Genomic DNA, 22,428 nt, shown 5'->3' on the forward strand with positions numbered 1-22,428 from the left:
CCATCGGCCCGGCGACGAAGCTGCCGCTGCCGCGCTACGTCAGCCTGAAGACCGACCGGGTGAACTTGCGCGAGGGCCCGTCCAAGGACCATCGCACGCTGTGGGTGTTCCAGCGCGCCGGCCTGCCGGTGGAGATCATCGCGGAGTTCGAGACCTGGCGCCGCATCCGCGACTCGGAGGGCACCGAGGGCTGGGTGCTGCACTCCCTGCTCTCCGGCCGGCGCACCGCGGTGGTGCTGAGCCGCGGCGCCGACAAGGGCGCGCCGGTGTCGCTCTACGACCGGGCCGATCCCGCCAGCGGCGTGGTCGCCCAGCTCCAGGCCGGGGTGATCGGCAGCGTGAAGAACTGCGACGGCACCTGGTGCCGCCTCGTCGTGGCCCTGCCCCAGAAGCGCGGCGACGTGGACGGCTACATGCGCCAGGACCGGCTCTGGGGCGTCTACCCGAACGAGAAGGTGGAGTGAAACGCGCGAGGGCCGCGCTCCCTTCCAGGAGCGCGGCCCTCGCGAAACACAAACGATGCTGGCCGGATGATGCGTGGCGGATCAGGCCCGGCCGGTCCGGCGGCGCAGGCGCACGATCACCTCGACGCCGGCGATCTCCATTCCTTCGGGGGCCTGGGGCAGCGAGTCGACGGTGATGCCGCAATCCGGCATGTCGAGCACCTGGCCCTCCTCCTCCAGGAAGAAGTGGTGGTGCTCGCTCGGGTTGGTGTCGAAATAGGCCTTGGAGCCGTCCAGCGCGAGCTGGCGCAGCAGGCCGGCCTCGGTGAACTGGTGCAGCGTGTTGTAGACGGTGGCGAGGGAGACCGGGACCTTGGCCCGCATCGCCTCGTCGTACAGCATTTCTGCGGTGAGGTGCCGGTCGCCCTTGCCGAACAGCAGCCATCCGAGGGAAAGGCGCTGCCGGGTCGGGCGCAGGCCGGCGCGGCGCAGACGATCCCGCAGCTCCGAGAGCGGGCAGCCGCGCCGCTGGCCGGCGGCGCCGGTCTCGAGGGCCGGGGCGCGGGCGCCGAGGACGGCACGCAGGGGCGACAGGTCGTTCATCAGCGGAACTATCGACTCGTTAGACGGCGACAATGATACCTGCCGTTATAGGCGCACCGCTGCCGCGCCGCAACCCGAGCACGGCCGTCGCCGCGTAGATCAGAAGCGTTACAGACTAGGGCCTTCGGCCGGCTTTGAACAGTCCCGGGCGCTGTGTTAACGAGGCGCCACCCGCCGCTTCCAGGCGCCTTGCCGGCTCCGTTCCGGAAGGTCAGCGGCATCCTGAACGAGGAATTTGCCCCACTCATGTCCGCCGACCAGACCTCCGCCCCCGACGCCCCGAGCCGGCCCTCGCACTTCTCCTACGAGGACCTGCTGGCCTGCGGCCGCGGCGAGATGTTCGGCGCCGGCAACGCCCAGCTGCCGCTGCCGCCGATGCTGATGTTCGACCGCATCACCTCGATCGGCCGTGACGGCGGCGCCCACGGCAAGGGCCACGTCCTGGCCGAGCTCGACGTGCGGCCCGACCTCTGGTTCTTCCCCTGCCACTTCCAGGGCGACCCCGTCATGCCGGGCTGCCTCGGGCTCGACGCCCTGTGGCAGCTGGTCGGGTTCCATCTCGGCTGGCTCGGCTCGCCGGGCCGCGGCCGGGCGCTCGGCGTCGGCGAGGTCAAGTTCAGCGACCAGGTGCTGCCGAGCGTCAAGAAGGTCGTCTACGGCGTCGACCTGAAGCGGGTGCGCCAGGGCCGCCTGGTGCTCGGCATCGCCGACGGCTGGCTCGAGGCCGACGGCCGGCGCATCTACGAGGCGACCGACCTGCGCGTCGGCCTGTTCCAGGCCGCGACGCCCGCCGGCGGCTGAGCCCCGGCACCGGCCCGACGCTGCGCGGGCCTCGCGCCCGCCGGAATGAGCGGGCCGCTACGAGCCCGCCGGGACCCTTTCCCCCGATGGGCGGTTGAGATTACGGCATCGGGCGCCTAGGTGACACCCGCGGGTTCAAAGACTGCCCGCGGGCGCGGATGGCGCCGCTCCGGAGGGTTCCGACGATCATGAGGCGCGTGGCAATCACCGGGATGGGCATCGTCTCGTCCATCGGCAATTCCACCCAGGAGGTGCTGGCTTCCCTGCGCGAGGCGCGCTCGGGCATCTCCCGCGCCGAGGATTTTTCCGCCCACGGCTTCCGAAGCCAGGTCCAGGGCGCGCCGACCCTCGACGCCGAGGAGGTGGTCGACCGCCGCGCCATGCGCTTCCACGGCGGCGGCACCGCCTGGAACCACGTCGCGATGGAGCAGGCGATCCGCGATGCCGGCCTCGAACAGGCCGAGGTGTCGCACGAGCGCACCGGCATCATCATGGGCTCCGGCGGTCCCTCGACCCGGGCGCTCGTCGAGGCTGCCGACATCGCCCGCGCCAAGGGGCCGAAGCGCGTCGGGCCCTTCGCGGTGCCCAAGGCCATGTCCTCGACCGCCTCGGCGACCCTCGCCACCTGGTTCAAGATCCGGGGCGTGAACTACTCGATCTCCTCCGCCTGCGCGACGTCGAACCACTGCATCGGCAACGCCGCCGAGATCATCCAGGGCGGGCGCCAGGACATCATCTTCGCGGGCGGCTGCGAGGAGCTGGACTGGACCCTGTCGGTCCTGTTCGACGCCATGGGGGCGATGTCCTCGAAGTACAACGAGACCCCGTCGCGGGCCTCGCGCGCCTACGACAAGAACCGGGACGGCTTCGTCATCGCGGGCGGCGCCGGCGTGCTGGTGCTGGAAGAGCTGGAGCATGCCCGCGCCCGCGGCGCGCGGATCTACGGCGAGGTCGCGGGCTACGGCGCCACCTCGGACGGCCACGACATGGTGGCCCCGTCCGGCGAGGGCGCGGTGCGCTGCATGCGCCAGGCGATCGAGGGCCTGAAGGGCGCGAGAATCGACTACATCAACCCCCACGCCACCTCGACCCCCGTCGGCGACGACAAGGAGATCGAGGCGATCCGCGAGGTGTTCGGCACCGGCGAATCCTGCCCGCCGATCGCCGCCACCAAGTCGCTGACCGGCCACTCGCTCGGCGCCACCGGCGTGCAGGAGGCGATCTACTCGCTCCTGATGATGAACAACGGCTTCATCTGCGAGAGCGCCCATATCGACGAGCTCGACCCGGCCTTCGCCGACATGCCGATCCTGCGCGCCCGCCAGGACGACGCACAGCTCGGCCACGTGCTCAGCAACTCCTTCGGCTTCGGCGGCACCAACGCCACGCTGGTGCTCAAGCACGTCGACGCCTGACGAAGTCGGGCGCCGGTTCCACGAAGCGTGGACAGGCGCCCACCCGCCGCGTAAAGGCCCGGTCCACCGAGACAACAGCGGAGGATCGGGCGTGACGGGTTTGATGGCAGGCAAGCGCGGGCTCGTGATGGGCGTCGCGAACGACCACTCCATCGCCTGGGGCATCGCCCGGGCCCTGGCGGGCCAGGGCGCCGAGTTGGCCTTCACCTATCAGGGCGAGGCTTTGGGCCGCCGGGTCGGTCCGCTGGCCGGCACCCTCGGCTCCTCCCTGGTCTTCCCCTGCGACGTCGAGGACCTTGAGAGCGTCGACGCGACCTTCGCGTCCCTCGACGAGGCCTGGCCCGAGGGCTTCGACTTCGTCGTCCACGCCATCGGCTTCTCCGACAAGTCGCAGCTGAAGGGCCGCTACGTCGACGTCACCACCCGGGAGAACTTTTCCCGCACGATGGTCATTTCGTGCTTCTCTTTCACGGAGATCGCCCAGCGGGCGGCGAAGCGCCTGCGCCCTGGCGGCGCGCTCCTGACGCTCACCTATGGCGGCTCGACCCGGGTGATGCCGAACTACAACGTGATGGGCCTCGCCAAGGCGGCGCTGGAAGCGTCCGTGCGCTACCTCGCGGCCGATCTCGGCCCGCAGGGCATCCGGGTCAACGCCCTCTCGGCCGGCCCGGTGCGGACGCTGGCCGGCGCCGGCATCGCCGATGCCCGCCTGATGTTCAACCACCAGGCCGCCCACGCTCCCCTGCGGCGCACGGCGACCCTGGAGGATATCGGCGGCTCGGGGCTATACCTGCTCTCACCCCTCTCGGGCAGCGTCACCGGCGAGGTCCATTACGTCGATTCGGGCTACAACATCATCTCGATGCCGCGGCCGGACGTGCTGAAGGCGCAGGATGCGGCGGGCGTGACCGACGCGTGAGGGGCACTGGGCTGGGGGCGCCGGAATCCCAGCCCTGAACCCTAAGGGGGCGATGACGCGCTCCGGGCAGTGCCCAGGTTTCTGGGCACCGGATGTCACCCGGAGGCGGGCCGTTGCCAACAGAGGCCGTCCGGCAGCGTTGTGCACCGACGGCGCGGTGCGGTGCGTGGCAGAGGCCTCGCACGAGGACGGTCCGGTAAGCGCCGCTTTATTTTATCTCAAACTCCACGAATTCTATCGTCGAGTTCCCGAGGTTTTCAATAGCGCGCGACACGCCTGGATCGATCCAGGCAAAATCGCCTTGACTTGAGTTCAGTTCATGCCTTGTTTTTTCCGGGTAGACTTCTGAGAATATTCCAGGTCGGATCACGAAACGGGCAGCGGGAGCCGCCTGGGTGATCGAGGGAGCGGATTGTTGTGGCTCTAGAACGAGGCGCCAGCCGACGATGCGGTCGTTTTCCGTTACTTTGATGTACGGTGGCGGCCGATCTTGGGGAGTGAAGCGGCTTGGCGGACCATCGAGCAACTCGATTCCCATGATATGAAAATCATGATCGCCGATATTTGCAATTTGATGGGCGATGGGTTGTTTCGAATAATTAGCAAAAACCACTTCGCCGACTTTTCTCGTCGTTCTTACTGGATCTTTGCCAAGGACAGCAACTTCTATCAGAGGAGCCTGCACGTAGACGAATGCGAAATCTCGGAGGTGTCGATGCCACGATCCGACCTTCCCGGGCGGAATTCTGGACACGATGAATCTGGCATACTGGTTATCAAACGGCAGCACGTGATAAGGCGCCAGCTCCAGAGGAAGTATGTCCGGGCTGCCTGCCATTGTCTTTGACAGGAACGCCGCAGACCCGAAAGAAGCACAACATCCACATAAAAACTGGCGCCGTGCGGGTGCTCTCTTAAAACTCGACATTTTCACCTCCTGCTTCCGCGCTCATGCATGGCTGGTGAAGTCAAGCCAATTTTTTCAATGATAAAAGATTCGGCTATGTACAAATACTGCACATTTTATTAATAAAAACAAGCTCTTTTAGATCAAAGCCAAGCCTTGCCATCGCACGAAGTCACACGGGCGGCGAGCAAGCCACCAACCCGATAATCAACCTTGGCGGTCATCCTGCTTCTACGATCATGACTCGGATTGCGGCGCCTCGGGCCTGCATCGCCGACACGGTGCGGGACGAGCGGGTGCCAGGATGGTTTCGCCCGCTGGGCTCGTTCGTTGCCGCCGCAGGATCACGTACCGTGTGCGCTCGTCTCGGCTTGTGGCTCCTTACGCGAGCGGGAGGGCCGCGCCCCCTGAGCCGCGACATCGCCGGAACCCGGTGATGGATAAACCGGGCGGTGTGCGCCTACCCGAGCCCGATCGAGGCATTCAGAGCCTGTTTGGCTTGTTGAACCGTATTGACACCCCCCTCGTCATTCCGAGACTGCGCAGCGGAGCCCAGAATCCGGAACCATGGATGGTTTCGAGAAAGACGGATCGCGTTCCGCTTGATCCTGCCCCACCTGCGTTTCTGGATCGCGCTGGCGCCCCTTCGGGTCCGGGCTGCGCTACGCGGCCCCGGAATGCCGCAGTGGATTTCAGATCTGTTGAGATCAAGCAAATAGGCTCTCGCGGCAGTCGCTGACCATCTCGCCAACTCTGCCAGAATCGATGGGACGGGCTTCGTCGGCCGGGAGGGGCAGGCCGCTTCCGGCAGCGCCCACGGCGACTCCACTGCCCGGAACAGTGCCGGCCCTTTCAAGGGCACGCCCGGCATGATGGCGGGTGAGCGCCCGCCCTCCCCTCACGCCGCCCGATCCGCCGGCCGCTCTTCCACCAGCGCCACGACGTCCTCCCACCGCGACAGGAAGGCCGCGACGCAATCCGGGTCGAAATGCGCGCCGGATTGCTCCTCCAGGAAGCGCCGCGCCCGCTCCAGCGGCCAGCCGGGCTTGTACACCCGGGCCGAGATCAAGGCGTCGAACACGTCGGCCACGGCGGTGATGCGGCCCGGGAGCGGGATCTCGGTGCCCTTGAGCCCTTGCGGGTAGCCGGCCCCGTCCCAGCGCTCGTGGTGGGTGAGCGCGATCTCGGCGGCGAGCCGCAGCAGGCGGGACGGGCTGTCGTGCAGCATGCGGTAGCCGCGAAGCGCGTGCTGCATCATCTCGAACCGCTCCGGCTCGGTGAGGGGCCCGGGCTTGCGCAGGATCGAGTCGGCGACGCCGATCTTGCCGATGTCGTGCATGGTCGAGGCGAGCGCGATGTCGTTGCCCTCCTCCTCCGACAGGCCGAGCCCGTCGGCGATGGCCAGCACGCAGCCGGCGACGCGGGTCAGGTGGTCGCCGGCCTGGTCGTCGCGGAACTCGGCGGCGAGCATCAGGCGGCGGATGATCTCGCGCTCGCGCTCCTGGCTCTCGGCGGCCGCCCGCTCGACCTCGCGGGAGAGGGCGAGGGCCTGGCTCTCGACCGCCCCCTGCGCCCGGGCGAGCGCGATCAGGTTGCGGCCGCGCAGGGCCAGGTCCGAGGCGTCGAGGGGCGGCAGCACCACGTCGGTGGCGCCGGCCTCCAGCCCCCGGCGGCGGGCCTCGGCCGGGTCGCCTTCGGCGACGAGCAGGATCGAGCTGCGGGCGAGGTGAGGCTTCAGGCGAAGGGCGCGGATCAGCGCCAGGGCGTCGAGCCCGGGGGCGGCCTCGATCAGCACCAGGTCGGCGGCCTTCCCCGCGAGGGCGGCCAGCGCCGCGCCGGGCTCGGAGACGACCAGGGTCGGGATGCTCGCCGCGAACAGCCGTGTCAGCCCCCCGGGATCGGGCCGGGCCGTGACGACCACGACGGCGGGATCGGCTGCGTTGGTCATGGTCCCGGGGATTCCTTTCCGCGCCCGATGATGGCTCAAATTGCCCGAACTTGATAAAGCGTTCTTTAAGCTTGGGCACGCCCGGATTGCTCCGGCCTTCCGTGCCGATCCGCCCAAAGCCTTGATCCTGATCCCGTTTTCTCGGCGAGCCTTGAGCCGGGGAGGAGTGCTTAGATGGTGAAATCCGGCCCGGCCCGAGGGGCGGCCGCAGGACCCGTCACCCGGGCGGCCTCCGCCCTGCCGCAGAGATCCTCCACCGTCACCGCGTCGAGCGCCGCGAGGTAAGCCGCGGCCGCCTCCGCCACCAGGGGGGCGACCACCAGGCCGGCGACGTCGTTGCCGGGCAGGCCCGGCTCGGCGACGGCGTCCGGGCCCAGGACCGCGCGGGCGATGTCGCCGGCGCTGATCCGGCGGCGCTCGCGGGCGAGCTCGTAGCCGCCATGCGGCCCGCGCAGACCCTTGAGCAGGCCGTGATGCACCAGGGCCTGCAGCACCGCCTCCAGGTGCCGGGGCGGCAGGGCATGGCGCGCCGCCAGCGCCTTGGCGCTCACCGGCTGGGGCCGGGCATGGAGCGCGATATCGACCATCGCGGCGAGGGCGAGGCCCAGGCGCGGCGGCGCCAGCGCAGAGCCAGGCGCGGGCCGGGGCGTAGGGACGACCGCGTCCAAGCGCGTCCTCAGCCGCGGCCGGTGGAGCCGAAGCCGCCGGCGCCGCGGGCACCGTCGGCGGCTTCCGGAAACGTCTCGACCACCGTCAAGGCAGGCCGCACGATCCGGGTGAAGACGAGCTGGGCGATGCGCTCGCCCGGCCGCACCGTGAGGGGCGCCGTCCCGGCCGGGTTGCGGTTCCAGGCCGAGATCATCAGCGGGCCCTCGTAATCCGCGTCGATGACCCCGACGGTGTTGCCGAGGACGAGCCCGTCGCGATGACCGAGCCCGGAGCGCGGATACACCATCGCGCACCATTCGGGATCGCGGATCGCCAGGGCGAAGCCGGCCGGGATGAGGATCGGGGGCGCCTGCGGCTCCAGGATCTCGTCCGCGTCGAGGCAGGCGTGAAGATCGAGCCCGGCGGCGAGCGCCGAGCTCCAGCGCGGAAAGCCCCAGTCGGACAGGCGCGGGTCGATGAGCCGGATCGCGACGTCGAGGCCGCTCATGCGCCCTGGCCCGCTGCGCGAGCCGCCACCGCCTCCGCGACGGCGACGAGGCGCCGGGCCTCGTCCACCTCCCGCCGCAACACCGTGCGACCCAGATGGGCGATCCCGGCCTGCCCTCGGCCCTCCGGTGCGTCGAAGGCCGCGACCAGGGCCCTGGCGGCGGCCAGGGCCTCGGGGTCGGGCGCGAAGGCCGATTCGGCCCGGCGGGCGCCGGCGGCGGAGCCCACCACCGCCCCGTCGAATCCGAGGCCGCGGGCGCGGCCGATATCGAGGCGGTCGGCCGGATCGAGCAGCACGTCGAGGTCGTGGGCGCGGGCGGCGGCCAGCGCCGTGGCGAGCCAGGCGAGGAGCGGTCCGGCCTCGGGCGCGCCGTGCGGCAGCCGTCCCTCGCGGGCGAGCGCCCCGGCATCGACGACGAGGCAGGCCAGCCGCGCATCGACGTCGCGCACCGCGCTCGCCACCGCTTCCGCCGACAGCACGCCCAGCGGCGTGTCGAGGCTGGCCCAGACCCGGACCCGCTCCGGCGCGTGGAGCCGGCGCAGGCGGCTGCCGATGCCGGCGAGATCCTCCGGCTCCTCGACCCGGGGCACCAGCACCGCGTCGGGCCCGGCCTCCGCCACCGCCGCGAGATCTCCCTCGCCCCAGGGCGTGTCGAGGCCGTTGACCCGCACCACCAGCTCGGCGGCGGCGAACCCGCCCTCCCTCAGGCAGGCGGCGAGGCGGGTGCGCCCGGCGTCCTTGTCGGCGGGGGGCAGCGAATCGGCGAGGTCGAGGATCAGCGCGTCGGCGGGCTCGGCCCGGGCCGCCGCGAGGGCGGTGGCGGTGGCCGGCACCAGCAGGGCGCTGCGGCGGGGGCGGATGTCGGTCATCGGTCGCGTGACTCCCCGAATGGCGGCGCATCTATGCCCCGGGGAAGGCCGGGATGGCTATAGGGCCCGTCGCCTCCGGATCAGCCGAGTCGCGACGCCAGGGTGCGGGCGAAGGAATCGATGTGGGCGGTCATCGCCGCGGCCGCCGCCTCCGGGTCGCGCCGGCGCAGCGCGTCGAGGATCGCCGCATGCTCCTCGGCCACCTCGGCGAGGTGATGGCCGGTGGCGAGCGACAGGGCCCAGAACCGCACCGAGCGCCCGTGCAGCCCGGCCAGCACCTCGGCGAGCACCCGGTTGCCGGAGGCCTCGGCGATCACGGCGTGGAAGCGCCGGTCCGATTCGAGGATCGCGTCGAGATCCGCGGGCGCCGCCGCCAGGATGGCGTCGAGCTGCGCCAGCGCCGCCTCGCCGATCCGCCCGGCGGCCAGCGCCGCGCAGGGAGGTTCGGTGAGGCGGCGCACCTCGATCAGGTGGGCGAACTCGTCCATCGAGAGCGGCTGCACCAGCACGCCCTTGCGGGGCAGGATCCGCACCAGACCCTCGTGCATCAGCCGGTGCAGGGCCTGGTTCACCGGCGTGCGGCCGAGGCCGAGCTCGGCGCAGAGACCCGCCTCGTTCAGCGCGTCGCCCGGTTTCAGCCGCAGCGAGACGATGTCGTCCTTCAGCCGCCGGTAGGCGCGCTCGTTCTGCGACACGGTTGGGCACGACCCTGCATGCGTTTTCGCCACCACCAAAGCTCCGCTCACGGGCCGCCCCCTTATCACGGAGGATGCCCCGCTTGGACCGGCTTGTGAAATATCACAGGCATGGTACTTGCAGAACCACACGCCGGGCGGCCGATTCGCGGACCGCAGGAGAAGAGCGATGACGAGGGTGGACGACGTGAACGCGCACGAATTGGACGAGGGCTATCGCCGGGCGACGCTCAGGCTGATCCCGTTCCTGGTCTTCCTGTTCATCCTGGCCTGGATCGACCGGGTGAACGTGGGCTTCGCCAAGCTGCAGATGCTGTCGGACCTGAAGTTCAGCGAGGCGGTCTACGGCTTCGGCGCCGGCATCTTCTTCATCGGCTACTTCCTGTTCGAGGTGCCGAGCAACCTGCTCCTGGAGCGCATTGGCGCCCGCAAGACCCTGGCGCGGATCACCATCCTGTGGGGTCTCGCCTCGATGAGCCTCGCCTTCGTGCAGTCGGAATGGACCTTCTACGCCATCCGCTTCCTGCTCGGCGTGTTCGAGGCCGGGTTCTTCCCGGGCGTCGTGCTCTACCTCACCTACTGGTTCCCGAGCGCGAAGCGCTCGCGCATCAACGGCCTGTTCATGACCTCCTTCGCCATCGCGGGCGTGGTCGGCGGTCCGCTTGCGGGGCTCATCATGGGCACGATGGGCGGGGTCGCCGGGATGGCGAACTGGCAATGGCTGTTCATCCTCGAAGGCATCCCGTCGCTGATCGCGGGTGCGGCGGTGCTGGCCTTCCTGCCCGACCGTCCGAAGGATGCGCGCTGGCTCGAGCCGAAGGTCGCCGCCGCGATGACGGCGATCGTCGAGGCCGAGGGCCGGGCCGCCGGCAAGGAGGCGAGCTTCAAGGTCGCGCTCCGCGACGGCCGGGTCTGGCTCTGCGCCCTGATCTACTTCTGCATCGTCAGCGGCAACGCCACGATCGCGTTCTGGACGCCCTCGATCATCAAGGAGATCGGCGTGCAGGGCGCCATCGCGATCGGCTTCCTCGCCGCGGTGCCGTTCATCGCCGGCACGATCGCCATGGTGTGGACCGGGGCACATTCCGACCGCACCGGCGAGCGCCGGCTGCACTGCGCCATCGCCAGCCTGATCGCCGCGGCGGGCCTTGCCGCCACCGGGGCGCTCATCGGTCACGCGGTCCTGGCGCTCGTCGCCCTCACGGTCGCGGCGATCGGCATCCTGGCCGCGTTCCCGGTCTTCTGGTCGCTGCCGCAGACCTTCCTCGCCGGCACCGCCGCGGCGGGCGCCATCGCGGCGATCAACTCGATCGGCAACCTCGCGGGCTTCGTCGCCCCCTACGTGGTCGGCCTGTCGAACACGCTGACCGGCACGTCGAGCAACGGGCTCTACTTCGTGGCCGCGTTGGAACTGCTGGCAGGCCTGCTGGTGCTGGGCTTCGCCCGCTGGCGCGAGGGCGCCTCGGCCGACCTGGCGCCGGCCGAGTGAAATGGTTCCCATTGATCTGTTCGAGTAAAAGCAAAGCGCTCCTCCCCTCTCCCGCACGGGAGAGGGGATCCCGCACTTGCCTGGTTTCTGAACAGGTTCGTCATAATTGCATAAAAGGATTTCGATACCATGCTGACCTTCCATCGCGAGGCCGCCGGCCGCTGGGACGTGATCGCCCTCGCCCCCGAGGCGCTGGTGATCGCCGGCTGGGCCGGGCGGGACGAGGCGGCGATCCGCCACCACATCGACGAATTGGCGGCGATCGGCGTGCCGCCGCCCTCCTCGGTCCCGGTCTATTACCGCGCCGCCGCCGCGACGCTGACGCAAAGGCCCCGCCTCGAAGTGCTGGGGCCGGATTCCTCCGGCGAGGCCGAGCCGGTGATCGTGTCGCTCGCCGACGGGCTCTGGCTCGGGCTCGGCTCCGACCACACCGACCGCAAGGCCGAGACCGTCGGCATCGCCCTCTCCAAGCAGCTCTGCGGCAAGCCGGTCGGCACCGGCCTGTGGCGCCTCGACGAGGTCGAGGCGCATTGGGACGAGCTGATCGTGCGGTCCTATGCCACCATCGACGGTGAGCGGATGCTGTACCAGGAGGGCCGGCTGACGGCGCTCCGCACGCCCGGCGACCTCCTGGCGCGTCGCCCGGGCGGGCCGGACCTGGCCCCCGGCACGGTGATGTTCGGCGGCACCCTCGGGGCGATCGGCGGCATCCGCCCGGCCGACCGGTTCGAGATGGCGCTGGAGGATCCGGTGCTGAAGCGCACGCTCACCCACGCCTACGACATCGCCGTGCTGCCCGTGGTGGCGTGAGCGGGCGATGGCGTCCCTGAGTGTGCTGGCGGGACTCGGGGGCGCCGCCTTCTGGGCGGCGCTCCTCGCCAAGATGCTGGCGAGCGCCGCGATCGTGGTGCTCGCCTCCGTGGCGGTCGAGCGGACGGGTCCTCTCGTCGGCGCCATGATCGCGACCCTGCCGCTCTCGGCGGGGCCGGCCTACCTCTTCCTGGCCCTCGACCACGATGCGGGCTTCCTGCGCGACAGCGCGGTGGCGAGCCTGCCGGCCGTCGCCGCCACCGCCCTGTTCATCGCGGCTTATGCCGGCATGGCCCGCCGGCGCGGCGTCACGGTCTCGCTCGCCGCCGCCCTCGCGGTCTGGGTCGCCGCGGTCCTGCTCCTCGGCCGGATCGGCGGCGGCCTGACGCGGGCCGGCCTCATCACCGTCCTGGTCGTCCTCGCCTGCATCGGCGTCTGCCGCCGCTGGCGCAAGGACGGCCCGCTGCCGGCGCGTCCGAGGCGGGCGAGCGACGTGCTGGTGCGGGCCGGCATCGTCATGGCCCTGGTGGTCGCGGTGGTGCTGGCCGGGCGGCTCGCCGGCCCGGCGGCCGCGGGCATCCTCGCCTTCGCGCCGGTGGTGATGGTGAGCCTGGCGGTGATCCTGCATCCGCGCATCGGCGGAGCGGCGACCGCGACGGTGCTGGTCCTCAGCCTGCCGGGGCTGCTCGGCTTCGTGGCGGCGTTGTTCGCCCTCGCCCTCACGGTCGAACGGATGGGGCCCGCCCTTGCCCTGACGCTCGCCCTCCTGATCACTCTCGTGTGGAATGGCGGGATCCTGCTGACGAGTCGCCGCCGCCCTGCCCCCATCCCTGGAGACCGATTGAGATGACCACGATCCGCGACGACCTCGAACGCCGCCTCGCCCTGATCGAGGCGCCGGCGGGCCGGCACGTCTTCACCAAGCTGTACCCCGAGGCGGCCCGCGCCGCCGCCGACGCCGCCGATGCGCGGCGCAAGGCCGGCCTCTCGCTCGGGGCGCTCGACGGCGCCATCGTGTCGATCAAGGACCTGTTCGACGTCCAGGGCGAGGCGACCACCGCCGGCTCGTCGCTCCGGCGCAAGGCGGAGGCCGCGCTTCAGGACGCCCCCGTCGTCGCCCGCCTGCGCCGTGCCGGCGCGGTGATCATTGCCAAGACCAACATGTCCGAGTTCGCCTTCTCGGGACTCGGGCTCAACCCGCATTGGGGTACGCCGGGCAACGCCGCCGATCCGAGCCTGGTGCCGGGCGGCTCGTCCTCGGGGGCCGGCGTCTCGGCGGCGCTCGGCACCTCCGACATCGCCATCGGCACCGATACCGGCGGCTCGGTGCGCATCCCGGCGGCGCTCAACGGCGTGGTCGGCTTCAAGCCGACCGCCCGTCGTGTCCCGCTCGCCGGCGCCTTCCCGCTCTCGCCCTCGCTCGATTCGATCGGCCCGCTCGCCCGCTCGGTCGAGGCCTGCGCGGCGGCCGACGCCGTGATGGCCGGCGAGGAATACCGCCCCCTCCGGGCGGCGCCGCTGCGCGACCTGCGGATCGGCGTGCCCCGCGGCCTGCTGTTCACCGAGACCGACCCGATGGTGGCGCAGGCCTTCGAGACCGCCCTGTCGACCCTGAGCGAAGCCGGCGCCCGCATCCACGACACCGCCTTCGACGACCTGCTGGCCCGCATGGCCGAGGCGACGGCGGCGGGGCCGATCGCGGCGGTCGAGGCGGCGGAGATCCATGCCGACTGGCTCGACGCCGAGGCCGCCGCCTTCGACCCGCGGGTCCATGCCCGCATCACCCGCGGCCGCACCGTGACGGCCTCGGCCTATATCCGGATGATGCGGAACCGTGCCGCGCTGATCGAGGCCGGCGACGAGCGGCTGACGCCCCTCGACGTGCTGGCCCTGCCGGCCACGGCCATCCCGGCGCCGAGCATCGCGGCGGTGGCGGAGGACGACGCGGAATTCTCGCGCCTCAACCTCCTGATGCTGCGCAACACGATGGTGGGGAACCTGTTCGACCTCACCGGCATCTCGCTGCCGCTTCCCGGCCAGGCCAAGCCGGTCGGCCTGATGCTGCTCGCCCGCCACGGCCAGGACCGGCGTCTCCTGGAGATCGCGGCGGGGGTCGAGAGGGCGTTGCAGGGGTAAGCGTCGGCTTCGTCTTCGCTGAGGTCGCTCGACGGTTCTCCCACGCACTGCGTCGTTCCAGTTTCCGCTGCGCGGCCCCGAAACGACGCGGAGCGTCTCGCTCATGGTGGGAGAATTCGATCGGCGAGATCGCTTCGGGACAATCCGGAGCGATGACGGTCCCGATTGCTCGGGAACCCACGATGCAAGGTGCCGCGGGCCGCTCACGACCCGCGGCACATGAAAGCCGGAGGATCAAGAAAGCCAGAGGGTCAAGCGGCCTGGTGGCCGAGATGCGCCGCCACGGTCGAGACCCGGGAGCCGACCATCTTCACGGCGCTCCGAAGTTCTTCGCCGCTCACGCCGAAATGCCCCGCCCAATAGGCGCGGTCATCCGGGCAATGGATGTCGATATGCTCCGCGAAGCGCGGCTTGAGAGCGTCCTGGGATGCGGACATGATCGATTCCTGAACTGTCGAGTAAACCAGTATCCGCTGGCGCGGGACGCGTGGCGTCATGTATCGGGAGAACGCTCGATTCCGAGAAAAGTTGCCGGGTCACCGCCCGCCGCCCTGCGGCATGGCGCAACGCAACGCTGGCGGGAGACGAAAGACGCTGGTACCCGCTCAGGCGCCCCGATTCCTCATCGCAAGGACCCGACCATGCGCCGTCTCCGTCCCGCCTTTGCGGCCCTGATGCTCGCGACCGTGCCGCTCGCCGGCCCGGCGCTCGCCCGCGAGATGCCGGCGACCGCGACGACCGCACCGGCCGCCGCCCGCAAGGCCAACGTGGTGATCCTCGCCACCGGCGGCACCATCGCGGGGGCCGGGGCGGATGCCAGCAACAGCGCCACCTACCAGGCCGCCAAGGTGCCGGTGGACAAGCTGATCGCCGCGGTGCCGTCCCTGAACGATCTCGCCACCGTGCGCGGCGAGCAGGTGTTCCAGATCGCCTCCGAGAGCTTCACCAACGCGCAGCTGGTGCAGCTCGCCAAGCGCGTCTCGGCCCTGCTGAAGCAGGACGACGTCGACGGCGTGGTGGTCACCCACGGCACCGACACCCTGGAAGAGACCGCGTACTTCCTCGATCTCGTGGTGAAGAGCGACAAGCCGATCGTGGTGGTCGGCTCGATGCGGCCCTCCACCGCCCTCTCGGCCGACGGCGCCCTCAACCTCGCCGGCGCGGTCGCCACCGCGGCGAACCCGGCCTCCCGGGGCAAGGGCGTGCTGGTGACGATGAACGACGAGATCCAGTCCGGCCGCGACGTGACGAAGCGCGTCAACATCAAGCCGAGCGCCTTCGTCAGCCAGTGGGGCCCGCTCGGCATGGTGGTCGAGGGCAAGACCTACTGGTTCCGTGCGCCCGTGAAGCGGCACGGCACCACCTCCGAGTTCGACATCGAGACCATCGACACCCTGCCGGAGGTCGCGATCGTCTACGGCTCGGGCAACATGAACCCGAGCGCCTATACGAGTGCCGTGCAGGGAGGCGCCAAGGCGATCGTGCATGCCGGCACCGGCAACGGCTCGGTGGCGGGGTACCTCGTCGACACCCTCAAGGACCTGCGTGCCAAGGGCACCCTCATCATCCGCTCCTCGCGCGTCGGCGACGGCTTCGTGCTGCGCAATGCCGAGCAGCCCGACGACAAGTACGACTGGGTCGTGGCCCACGACCTGAACCCGCAGAAGGCCAAGATCCTGACGGCCGTCGCCCTGACCAAGACCAGCGATACGGCGGAGCTGCAGCGGATCTTCTGGGAGTACTGACGTCCGGTCGACCCGGATCGCATCGTCGTCCCACCCGCGATCTGACCAAGAGAGCCCGTAGGGACGGCATTGCAGTTCTGCCGTTCCTGTTCACGACCTCATCCTGAGGTGCGGGCGATCGGAGATGGAGCGCGATCTTCGATCGCCAACACCTTCAGGATGAGGTCGAGAGTGGGATAGGAGCACCGGCTCGATCAGACAGCTCTGAGCGGTCGGTCGATCGAAGATCGATCCTTCGGGAGTGACGCCGCCCGCACGGCGCCGGCCGGCCCCCACGCCGACTCCCGATCATGGCACAGCATCCCGCCACGTCGAGGCGGCTCGCGGCACACCCCCGATGCGCCAGGCAAGCTGGACAAGCCCCACAAGGTGCTGCCACTCTCCCGCGAAACAACGTTTCGCAGGGTGGAAATTCCAATGATCCATGCAGATCTGCACGGGCGCTGCGTGCTCGTGACCGGCGGCGCCTCGGGAATCGGGCTCGCGGCCGTGACCCTCTTCGCCCGCTGCGGCGCCAGCGTGGTGCTCAACCATCTCGCAGAGGATGCCCGCGGACCCGAGGCCGCCGCGCGGCTGACGGCGGAGGGGCTGAAGGTCCAGGCGCTCGCCGGCAACGTCTCGGTGCCGGGCGAGGCGGAAGGCATGGTCGCGCGCGGGATCGACGCCCTCGGCGGCCTCGACGTGCTCATCAACAATGCCGGCACCCCGGCCACGACCACGCCGATCGCCTTCACCGACCTCGACGCGATGACCGAGGATTTCTGGCAGACCATCCTGTCGACGAACCTGATCGGCCCCTATCGCTGTGCCCATGCGGCGGCGGCGGCCCTGCGCCAGCGCAAGGGCGCCATCGTCAACACCGCCTCGGTGGCCGGGCTCGGGCAGCGCGGCTCCAGCATCGCCTATTCGGCGAGCAAGGCCGGGCTGGTGAACCTGACCCGCAGCCTCGCCCGGGCGCTCGCCCCCGACGTGCGGGTCAACGCCGTGGCGCCGGGCCTGGTCGAGACGCCGTGGACGGAGAACTGGCCCGCGGAGCGCAAGGCGGAATCGGTGGCGCGCACCCTGCTGGCCCGCATGGCCAAGCCCGAGGACATCGCGCAAGCCATGCTCTTCCTCGCGGCGGGCGCCGCCTACGTCACCGGCCAGACCCTGGTGGTCGACGGCGGCATGCTCTGAGGCGGGAGGCATCCATGTCGCGCAAGACCGTCATCACCTGCGCCCTCACCGGCTCGTTCGACACCCCGTCGAAGAACCCGGCCGTGCCGGTGAGCCCGCAGGCCATCGCGCAATCGGCCCTGGAGGCCGCGGCCGCCGGGGCGGCGATCGTCCATATCCACGTCCGCGACCCGCAGACGGCCAAGCCCAGCATGGAGCTCGCCCTCTACCGCGAGGTGGTCGAGCGGATCCGCGAGAAGAATGCCGACGTCGTCCTCAACCTCACCACCGGGGCCGGCGGGCGGTACGTGGCGGGCGATCCCGACCCGGCGGTGGCGGGGCCCGGCACGACGCTGGCCTCGCCGGAGGCGCGCACCCGCCACGTCACGGCCTTGCGGCCGGAGGTCTGCACCCTCGACGTCGCGACGATGAATTTCGGCGAACACGCCTTCATGAACACCCCCGCCCATCTGCGGGCGATGGCGGCGCTGATCCGCGAGGCGGGGGCGAAGCCGGAGATCGAGGTGTTCGATCTCGGCCAGATCGAGCTCGCCCGCCACCTGATCGCCGAGGGGCACCTCGCCGCCCCGCCGATGTTTCAGATCTGCCTCGGCATCCCGTGGGGCGCCCCGGCGACGCCCGAGACCCTGCTGCAGATGCGCGACCGCCTGCCCCGGGACGCGGTGTGGTCGGCCTTCGGCATCTCCAGGGCCGAGTTCCCGATGGTGGCGCTCGCCGCCACCGCGGGCGGCCATGTCCGGGTCGGGCTCGAGGACAACCTCTACCTGTCCCGCGGGCAGCTCGCCCCGAGCAACGCGGCCCTGGTGGAGAAGGCCGTGAGCCTGCTCGCCCATCTCGATTGCGTGCCGGCCAGCCCGGCCGAGGCGCGGGCCATCTTCGGGCTCGGCGCCTGATCCCGCGGAAGCGCGGCCTTCCGGGACATCGATGAAAGCGTGACTTTCCGGCCAGGACATCGATGAGAGCGTGGCCTCCCGGCCACGACGTCGATGACAACGTGGCCTTCCGGCCACGCCTACGGACTTTCGTCCGCCTTCCGCCGTCCTCGTCCTACTTCCCTTCTCGATGGTTCCGGCCGCGTCTCTTCCAAGAAGCGAGGCCGGAATCGGAGCGTGTTGCAGTTCCGCCGTAAAGATTCCGCAGACGGCCGGGATGTAGCGTCGCTCATCGGGCAGGCATGAAATGCCGGAAACGGGAGCCGCGGCGGCCCGACGTCCCGAGGCTTGCGGTGCGGCTCCGAGGGAGTGTTTGGGATGATGGGAAGCGGTTACGGGAGAGCCCTGGTCGCTGCGAGCCTCGCGGTGCTGGCCGGCGGTGCGCAAGCCGCGCAATGCGGCAACACGGCGGCCGGGTTCGAGACCTGGAAGCGGGAATTCGCCGAGGAGGCCCGCGGGCGCGCCAGCCCGGCCGCCATCTCGGCCCTGATGGGCACCTCGTATTCCTCTGCCACCATCGCGGCGGATCGGGGCCAGAAGAGCTTCAAGCTCTCGCTCGACCAGTTCATGGCCAAGCGCGGCGCTCCGGCGATCATCTCGCGCGGGCGGGCGATGAAGCGCTCCCAGGCCGCCCTGTTCGATTCCATCGAGCGGCGCTACGGCGTGCCGCCGGGCCCGCTCCTGGCGATCTGGGGCATGGAGACCGCGTTCGGTGCCGTGAAGGGCAACGTCAACACCCTCTCGGCGGTCGCGACCCTGGCCTATGATTGCCGGCGCTCGGCCTTCTTCACCGACCAGCTCTACGCCGCCCTGTCGCTGGTCGATCGCGGCGTGCTGACCGCCAGCACCCGCGGCGCCGCCCATGGCGAGGTCGGCCACACCCAGTTCCTGCCGAAGAACGTCCTGAACTACGGCACCGGCGGCAGCCTCGACAATGCCTCGGTCGCGCTGAATTCCACCGCGAACTTCCTCAAGGCCCATGGCTGGCGCGCCGGCGCCGGCTACCAGCCGGGCGAGCCGAACTTCGCGGCGATCCAGGGCTGGAACGCCGCCTCGGTCTATCAGCGCGCCATCGCGATCATCGGCGCCAAGATCGACGGAGAGTGATCGTTGCAGAGAGACGGGCTCCCGGAGGCCGTCTCTCCTTGGCTCAGCCGCGGGAGGCCCGGTCCGACGGGCCGCCGCGGCCGATCCGCGGCAGGTCGCTCGCGCCGCTGCCCGGCACGACCACGAGGCGGCGGACCTCGCCGCGCAGGAATGCCTGCAGGAAGCGGTCGTAGTTGCGGAACGAGACGCAGCCGTTCGAGGCGCCGCTCGGGCCGAGCATGTAGGTATGGGCCAGCAGCCCGACGCGGCCGTGGATGGCGCCGCTGCCGCCGACCGGGTTGAGCCGGATCGCCCGCACGCCGTGGAACAGCGCCTCGCGCTCGGTGAGGTCGTACGTGCCCGGCGGGGTGGCGCCGCGCATCTTCAGGTGGACGTTGCGGGGATCGTCCATGTGCGGGCCGAGGCCGGAATGCGCCTCCAGCGTCTCGCCGCTCGGCAGGGTCACGATGCGGGCGCTGATGTCGTAGACCGCGATCCCGGGGCTGGCGCTCAGACGTGGGCGCGGGCTCGGGTCGTGACCGCCGGGTGCGGCATAGGCGAGGGTCTGCGACGGAGCGCTCGCGCCCCCTCCCCCGAAGATCCGGTCGAACAGCGACGGCTCCTCCGGCAGAGCCGCCTTGAACACGCTCTGGGTCGAGGCCATGGCCTGAGGCTGCCGCCGCGGCGCGCGGGTCGCCAGCACGGTCGGCGACGGGCGAAGCTCGGGCGGGCGCGGCACCGGCAGCGGGATGGCGGCGAGCGGCGCGGTGGCCGGCTGCGCAGGCGCGGGAGCCACCGCCGAAGGCGGCACCGCCGAAGGCGGCACGGCCGAAGGCGGCACGAGGGCGGCCGGAGCGGCTTCGGCGAGGCGCTGCGGCTCGATGAGCGGCGCGGGCGACGGGGTAGGGGCCAAGGCTGCGAGTTGCGGACCCGCCTCGGCCGGGACATCGCGAACGAAGCCGGCCACGTCCGTCCCGAGGGCCGGGAGCGGCGCGAGCATCCAGCCGAGCTCGACCGGCGTGACGCTGGCCTGCCGGGCCGGCGCGACCGGCTCCATGGAGTTCGCAACCGGCGCCAGCGGCGGGCGTGTTTCGTCCCGCGGCATGACGGCGGCAGCGGCGCCGATGCCGCCCAGCACGGCGGCGATGCCGAGAAGCCGCCGATTGCGGCGGCGGCGACGGATGGAGCCCGGGGCGAGGCGACCGGACGAATACGCGACGAGGTCCATGCGGCCTGTACTCGATGGCTTGTCCCGCACGGATCCGCCCGCCCGGCCGCCGGCGCGCGAGCGCCGGGCGGGCCGGTGAGATCGGCCGTTTAGGAAAGGATCAACCTTAAGCCCTCGTATTGAGGCGGTTTTTGGTTAATCCCGGCTAAATGAGAGCGGCCGAAATCATGGAATTCGTGCGCCGGGCGCCGCGCCTGCATCGGGGATGACGCTCCTCGCCCCGAAGACCCGCTCGAATCCGGGGTGGATCCGCGGCGTCCCGTCGATCCGGCGCGGATCCCGCAGACGAGAAGGCCGGCCGCGCGGTCTCCGCGCGGCCGGCCCTCGAAACCGACGATCGTTGCTGCGGTGCGCCGCCCTCACTCGACCGTGACGGACTTGGCGAGGTTGCGCGGCTGGTCGACGTCTTTCCCCAGCACCACGGCGGTGTGGTAGGCGAGAAGCTGCACCGGCACCGCGTAGACGATCGGCGCCACGATCGCGTCGAGATCCGGCATCGTCAGCGTCGCCAGCGTGTCGAGCCCCGCGGCCTCCTTACCCGTCGCGTCGCCGATCAGCACGATCCTGCCGCCGCGGGCCGCCACCTCCTGCATGTTCGACACCGTCTTCTCGAAGGTCGCGTCGTGCGGCGCGATCACGATCACCGGCACCGCGTCGTCGATCAGCGCGATCGGACCGTGCTTCAGCTCGCCCGCCGCGTAGCCCTCCGCGTGGATGTACGAGATCTCCTTCAGCTTCAGCGCCCCTTCCAGCGCCATCGGGTACGCCGTCCCGCGGCCCAGATACAGCACGTCCCGCGCCTTCGCGATCTCGCGCGCCAGGACCTCGATCTCCGCCTCGCGCTTCAGCGCCTCGGCCATCAGGCCCGGCACCTTGATCAGCGCGTCCACCAGCCGCTTCTCCGCCGCCTCGTCCAGCGTGCCCCGCGCCCGCCCCGCCGCCAAAGCCAGGCACAGCAGCACCGTCAGCTGGCACGAGAACGCCTTCGTCGAGGCCACCCCGATCTCCGGGCCGGCCAGCGTCGGCACCACCGCCGAGGCCTCCCGCGCGATGGTCGAGGTCGGCACGTTCACCACCGCCAGCGTGTGCTGCCCCTGCGCCTTCGCATAGCGCAGCGAGGCCAGGGTGTCGGCGGTCTCGCCCGATTGCGAGATCACCAGCGTCAGACCGCCCGGCTCCAGCGGCGGCTCGCGGTAGCGGGTCTCGGAGGCGACGTCGATCTCGACCGGCAGCCGGGCCAGCGTCTCGAACCAGTACTTGGCCACCAGCCCGGCATAGTAGGCGGTGCCGCAGGCGGTGATCGAGATCCGGCCGAGCTTGGCGAAGTCGAAGGGCAGCGCCTCCGGCAGGGCGACCCGGCCCGCCGCCAGGTCGACGTAATGGGCGAAGGTGCGGCCCACCACCTCGGGCTGCTCGTAGATCTCCTTGGCCATGAAGTGGCGGTAATTGCCCTTGTCGACCAGGAAGGCCTGGGTCGCGATCGTCTGGCGCGGGCGGGCGACGACATTGCCGGCGAGGTCGCGGATCTCGGCGCCGTCGCGGGTGAGGATGGTCCAGTCGCCCTCGTCGAGATAGGTGATCTCGTCGGTGAAGGGGGCGAGCGCGAGGGCGTCGGAGCCGAGATAGGTCTCGCCGTCGCCGAAGCCGACGGCGAGCGGGGCGCCGTGGCGGGCGCCGACGAGGAAGTGCTCCTCGCCGGCGAACAGGAAGGCGAGGGCGAAGGCGCCGCGCAGGCGCGGCAGGGCGGCCTCGACGGCGGCGACGGGGCCGAGGCCGGTCCGCATGAGGTGGGAGACGAGCTGGGCGACGACCTCGGTGTCGGTCTCGGTCTCGAAGGCGCAGCCCTGGGCCTGAAGCTCGGCCTTGAGCTCGCGGAAGTTCTCGATGATGCCGTTATGGACCACCGCCAGGCGCTCGGTGGCGTGGGGGTGGGCGTTGGTCTCGTTGGGCCGGCCGTGGGTGGCCCAACGGGTATGGCCGATGCCGATGGCGCCGGCGAGCGGGTTCTGGAGGAGCTTGAGCTGGAGGTTGGAGAGCTTGCCCTCGGCGCGCCGGCGCTCGAGGCGCCCG

At 70.8% G+C, this 22,428-nt stretch carries 22 protein-coding genes; 12 read left to right on the forward strand and 10 right to left on the reverse strand.

Annotated features, from left to right (window positions below; translation table 11 throughout):
• On the forward strand, positions 1-464 hold a 464-nt coding region (locus tag VQ03_RS21055), incomplete at its 5' end, for an SH3 domain-containing protein (protein ID WP_048452866.1).
• A gap of 81 nt (positions 465-545) precedes the next feature.
• Here VQ03_RS21055 and irrA read toward each other — a convergent pair.
• The gene (gene irrA, locus VQ03_RS21060; protein ID WP_048452867.1) at positions 546-1,046 is read right to left on the reverse strand and encodes an iron response transcriptional regulator IrrA; all 501 of its coding nucleotides are present in this window, start codon (positions 1,044-1,046) and stop codon (positions 546-548) included.
• Between the two features lie 246 nt (positions 1,047-1,292).
• On the opposite strand from irrA, the gene fabA reads away from it, so the two are divergent.
• The 3 genes from fabA to fabI all read left to right on the forward strand — a co-directional run bounded on the left by fabA (position 1,293) and on the right by fabI (position 4,181).
• Positions 1,293-1,847, forward strand: coding sequence for a 3-hydroxyacyl-[acyl-carrier-protein] dehydratase FabA (fabA, locus tag VQ03_RS21065; protein ID WP_048452881.1), 555 nt, complete (start codon positions 1,293-1,295; stop codon positions 1,845-1,847).
• 188 nt (positions 1,848-2,035) lie between these two features.
• Positions 2,036-3,262: a beta-ketoacyl-ACP synthase I gene (fabB, locus tag VQ03_RS21070; RefSeq protein WP_048452882.1), complete on the forward strand. Its 1,227-nt coding sequence runs from the start codon at positions 2,036-2,038 to the stop codon at positions 3,260-3,262.
• A gap of 91 nt (positions 3,263-3,353) precedes the next feature.
• Positions 3,354-4,181, forward strand: a complete 828-nt coding sequence (gene fabI, locus VQ03_RS21075; protein WP_048452868.1) for an enoyl-ACP reductase FabI — start codon at positions 3,354-3,356, stop codon at positions 4,179-4,181.
• Between the two features lie 208 nt (positions 4,182-4,389).
• On the opposite strand, the gene VQ03_RS33200 is transcribed toward fabI, so the two are convergent.
• The 6 genes from VQ03_RS33200 to VQ03_RS21100 form a co-directional block, all read right to left on the reverse strand.
• Positions 4,390-5,109, reverse strand: a complete 720-nt coding sequence (locus tag VQ03_RS33200) for a cupin domain-containing protein (RefSeq protein ID WP_157064188.1) — start codon at positions 5,107-5,109, stop codon at positions 4,390-4,392.
• Positions 5,110-5,986: 877 nt separating this feature from the next.
• A complete protein-coding gene (locus VQ03_RS21080; RefSeq protein WP_048452869.1) occupies positions 5,987-7,036 on the reverse strand; it encodes an HD-GYP domain-containing protein in 1,050 nt (349 codons plus the stop codon).
• A 170-nt stretch (positions 7,037-7,206) separates the two neighbouring features.
• Positions 7,207-7,704, reverse strand: coding sequence for an RrF2 family transcriptional regulator (locus VQ03_RS21085; protein WP_425350081.1), 498 nt, complete (start codon positions 7,702-7,704; stop codon positions 7,207-7,209).
• A gap of 8 nt (positions 7,705-7,712) precedes the next feature.
• Entirely contained in the window at positions 7,713-8,192 is a 480-nt protein-coding gene (gene dut / locus VQ03_RS21090) for a dUTP diphosphatase (RefSeq protein ID WP_048452870.1), read from the reverse strand.
• The gene (locus VQ03_RS21095) at positions 8,189-9,061 is read right to left on the reverse strand and encodes an aldolase/citrate lyase family protein (protein ID WP_048452871.1); all 873 of its coding nucleotides are present in this window, start codon (positions 9,059-9,061) and stop codon (positions 8,189-8,191) included. The genes dut and VQ03_RS21095 overlap by 4 nt, the downstream gene beginning before the upstream one ends.
• An 80-nt stretch (positions 9,062-9,141) precedes the next feature.
• Positions 9,142-9,756 (reverse strand): GntR family transcriptional regulator, encoded by a 615-nt coding sequence (locus tag VQ03_RS21100; RefSeq protein ID WP_157064189.1) that lies wholly within the window; start codon positions 9,754-9,756, stop codon positions 9,142-9,144.
• A 169-nt stretch (positions 9,757-9,925) separates the two neighbouring features.
• Here VQ03_RS21100 and VQ03_RS21105 point away from each other — a divergent pair, with 169 nt between their 5' ends.
• The 4 genes from VQ03_RS21105 (at position 9,926) to VQ03_RS21120 (ending at position 14,191) form a co-directional block, all read left to right on the forward strand.
• Positions 9,926-11,245 (forward strand): MFS transporter, encoded by a 1,320-nt coding sequence (locus VQ03_RS21105; RefSeq protein ID WP_048452872.1) that lies wholly within the window; start codon positions 9,926-9,928, stop codon positions 11,243-11,245.
• A gap of 129 nt (positions 11,246-11,374) precedes the next feature.
• The gene (locus tag VQ03_RS21110) at positions 11,375-12,055 is read left to right on the forward strand and encodes a DUF2848 domain-containing protein (RefSeq protein ID WP_048452873.1); all 681 of its coding nucleotides are present in this window, start codon (positions 11,375-11,377) and stop codon (positions 12,053-12,055) included.
• A gap of 7 nt (positions 12,056-12,062) precedes the next feature.
• Positions 12,063-12,905 carry a hypothetical protein gene (locus tag VQ03_RS21115; protein WP_157064190.1) on the forward strand — a complete coding sequence of 281 codons (843 nt, stop codon included), beginning with the start codon at positions 12,063-12,065 and terminating at the stop codon, positions 12,903-12,905.
• Complete coding sequence (locus tag VQ03_RS21120) at positions 12,902-14,191, forward strand: amidase (RefSeq protein WP_048452874.1); 1,290 nt, start codon at positions 12,902-12,904, stop codon at positions 14,189-14,191. The genes VQ03_RS21115 and VQ03_RS21120 overlap by 4 nt, the downstream gene beginning before the upstream one ends.
• Before the next feature lie 251 nt (positions 14,192-14,442).
• On the opposite strand, the gene VQ03_RS21125 is transcribed toward VQ03_RS21120, so the two are convergent.
• Positions 14,443-14,628: a DUF3606 domain-containing protein gene (locus VQ03_RS21125; protein WP_048452875.1), complete on the reverse strand. Its 186-nt coding sequence runs from the start codon at positions 14,626-14,628 to the stop codon at positions 14,443-14,445.
• A gap of 204 nt (positions 14,629-14,832) precedes the next feature.
• On the opposite strand from VQ03_RS21125, the gene VQ03_RS21130 reads away from it, so the two are divergent.
• From VQ03_RS21130 to VQ03_RS21145, 4 genes are all read left to right on the forward strand, one after another.
• The gene (locus tag VQ03_RS21130; RefSeq protein ID WP_048452876.1) at positions 14,833-15,936 is read left to right on the forward strand and encodes an asparaginase; all 1,104 of its coding nucleotides are present in this window, start codon (positions 14,833-14,835) and stop codon (positions 15,934-15,936) included.
• A 417-nt stretch (positions 15,937-16,353) separates the two neighbouring features.
• Positions 16,354-17,112: an SDR family NAD(P)-dependent oxidoreductase gene (locus VQ03_RS21135; protein WP_048452877.1), complete on the forward strand. Its 759-nt coding sequence runs from the start codon at positions 16,354-16,356 to the stop codon at positions 17,110-17,112.
• 14 nt (positions 17,113-17,126) lie between these two features.
• Positions 17,127-18,005 (forward strand): beta-keto acid cleavage family enzyme, encoded by an 879-nt coding sequence (locus VQ03_RS21140; protein ID WP_048452878.1) that lies wholly within the window; start codon positions 17,127-17,129, stop codon positions 18,003-18,005.
• 357 nt (positions 18,006-18,362) lie between these two features.
• Positions 18,363-19,151 carry a lytic murein transglycosylase gene (locus VQ03_RS21145; protein ID WP_048452879.1) on the forward strand — a complete coding sequence of 263 codons (789 nt, stop codon included), beginning with the start codon at positions 18,363-18,365 and terminating at the stop codon, positions 19,149-19,151.
• A gap of 43 nt (positions 19,152-19,194) precedes the next feature.
• Here VQ03_RS21145 and VQ03_RS21150 read toward each other — a convergent pair whose 3' ends face one another.
• Complete coding sequence (locus VQ03_RS21150; RefSeq protein WP_053078684.1) at positions 19,195-20,358, reverse strand: tlde1 domain-containing protein; 1,164 nt, start codon at positions 20,356-20,358, stop codon at positions 19,195-19,197.
• Between the two features lie 359 nt (positions 20,359-20,717).
• Positions 20,718-22,428, reverse strand: a 1,711-nt coding sequence (glmS, locus tag VQ03_RS21155) for a glutamine--fructose-6-phosphate transaminase (isomerizing) (RefSeq protein WP_048452880.1), incomplete at its 5' end; no start/stop codon positions are given.

Source organism: Methylobacterium tarhaniae, from assembly GCF_001043955.1.
Taxonomy (GTDB): domain Bacteria; phylum Pseudomonadota; class Alphaproteobacteria; order Rhizobiales; family Beijerinckiaceae; genus Methylobacterium; species Methylobacterium tarhaniae.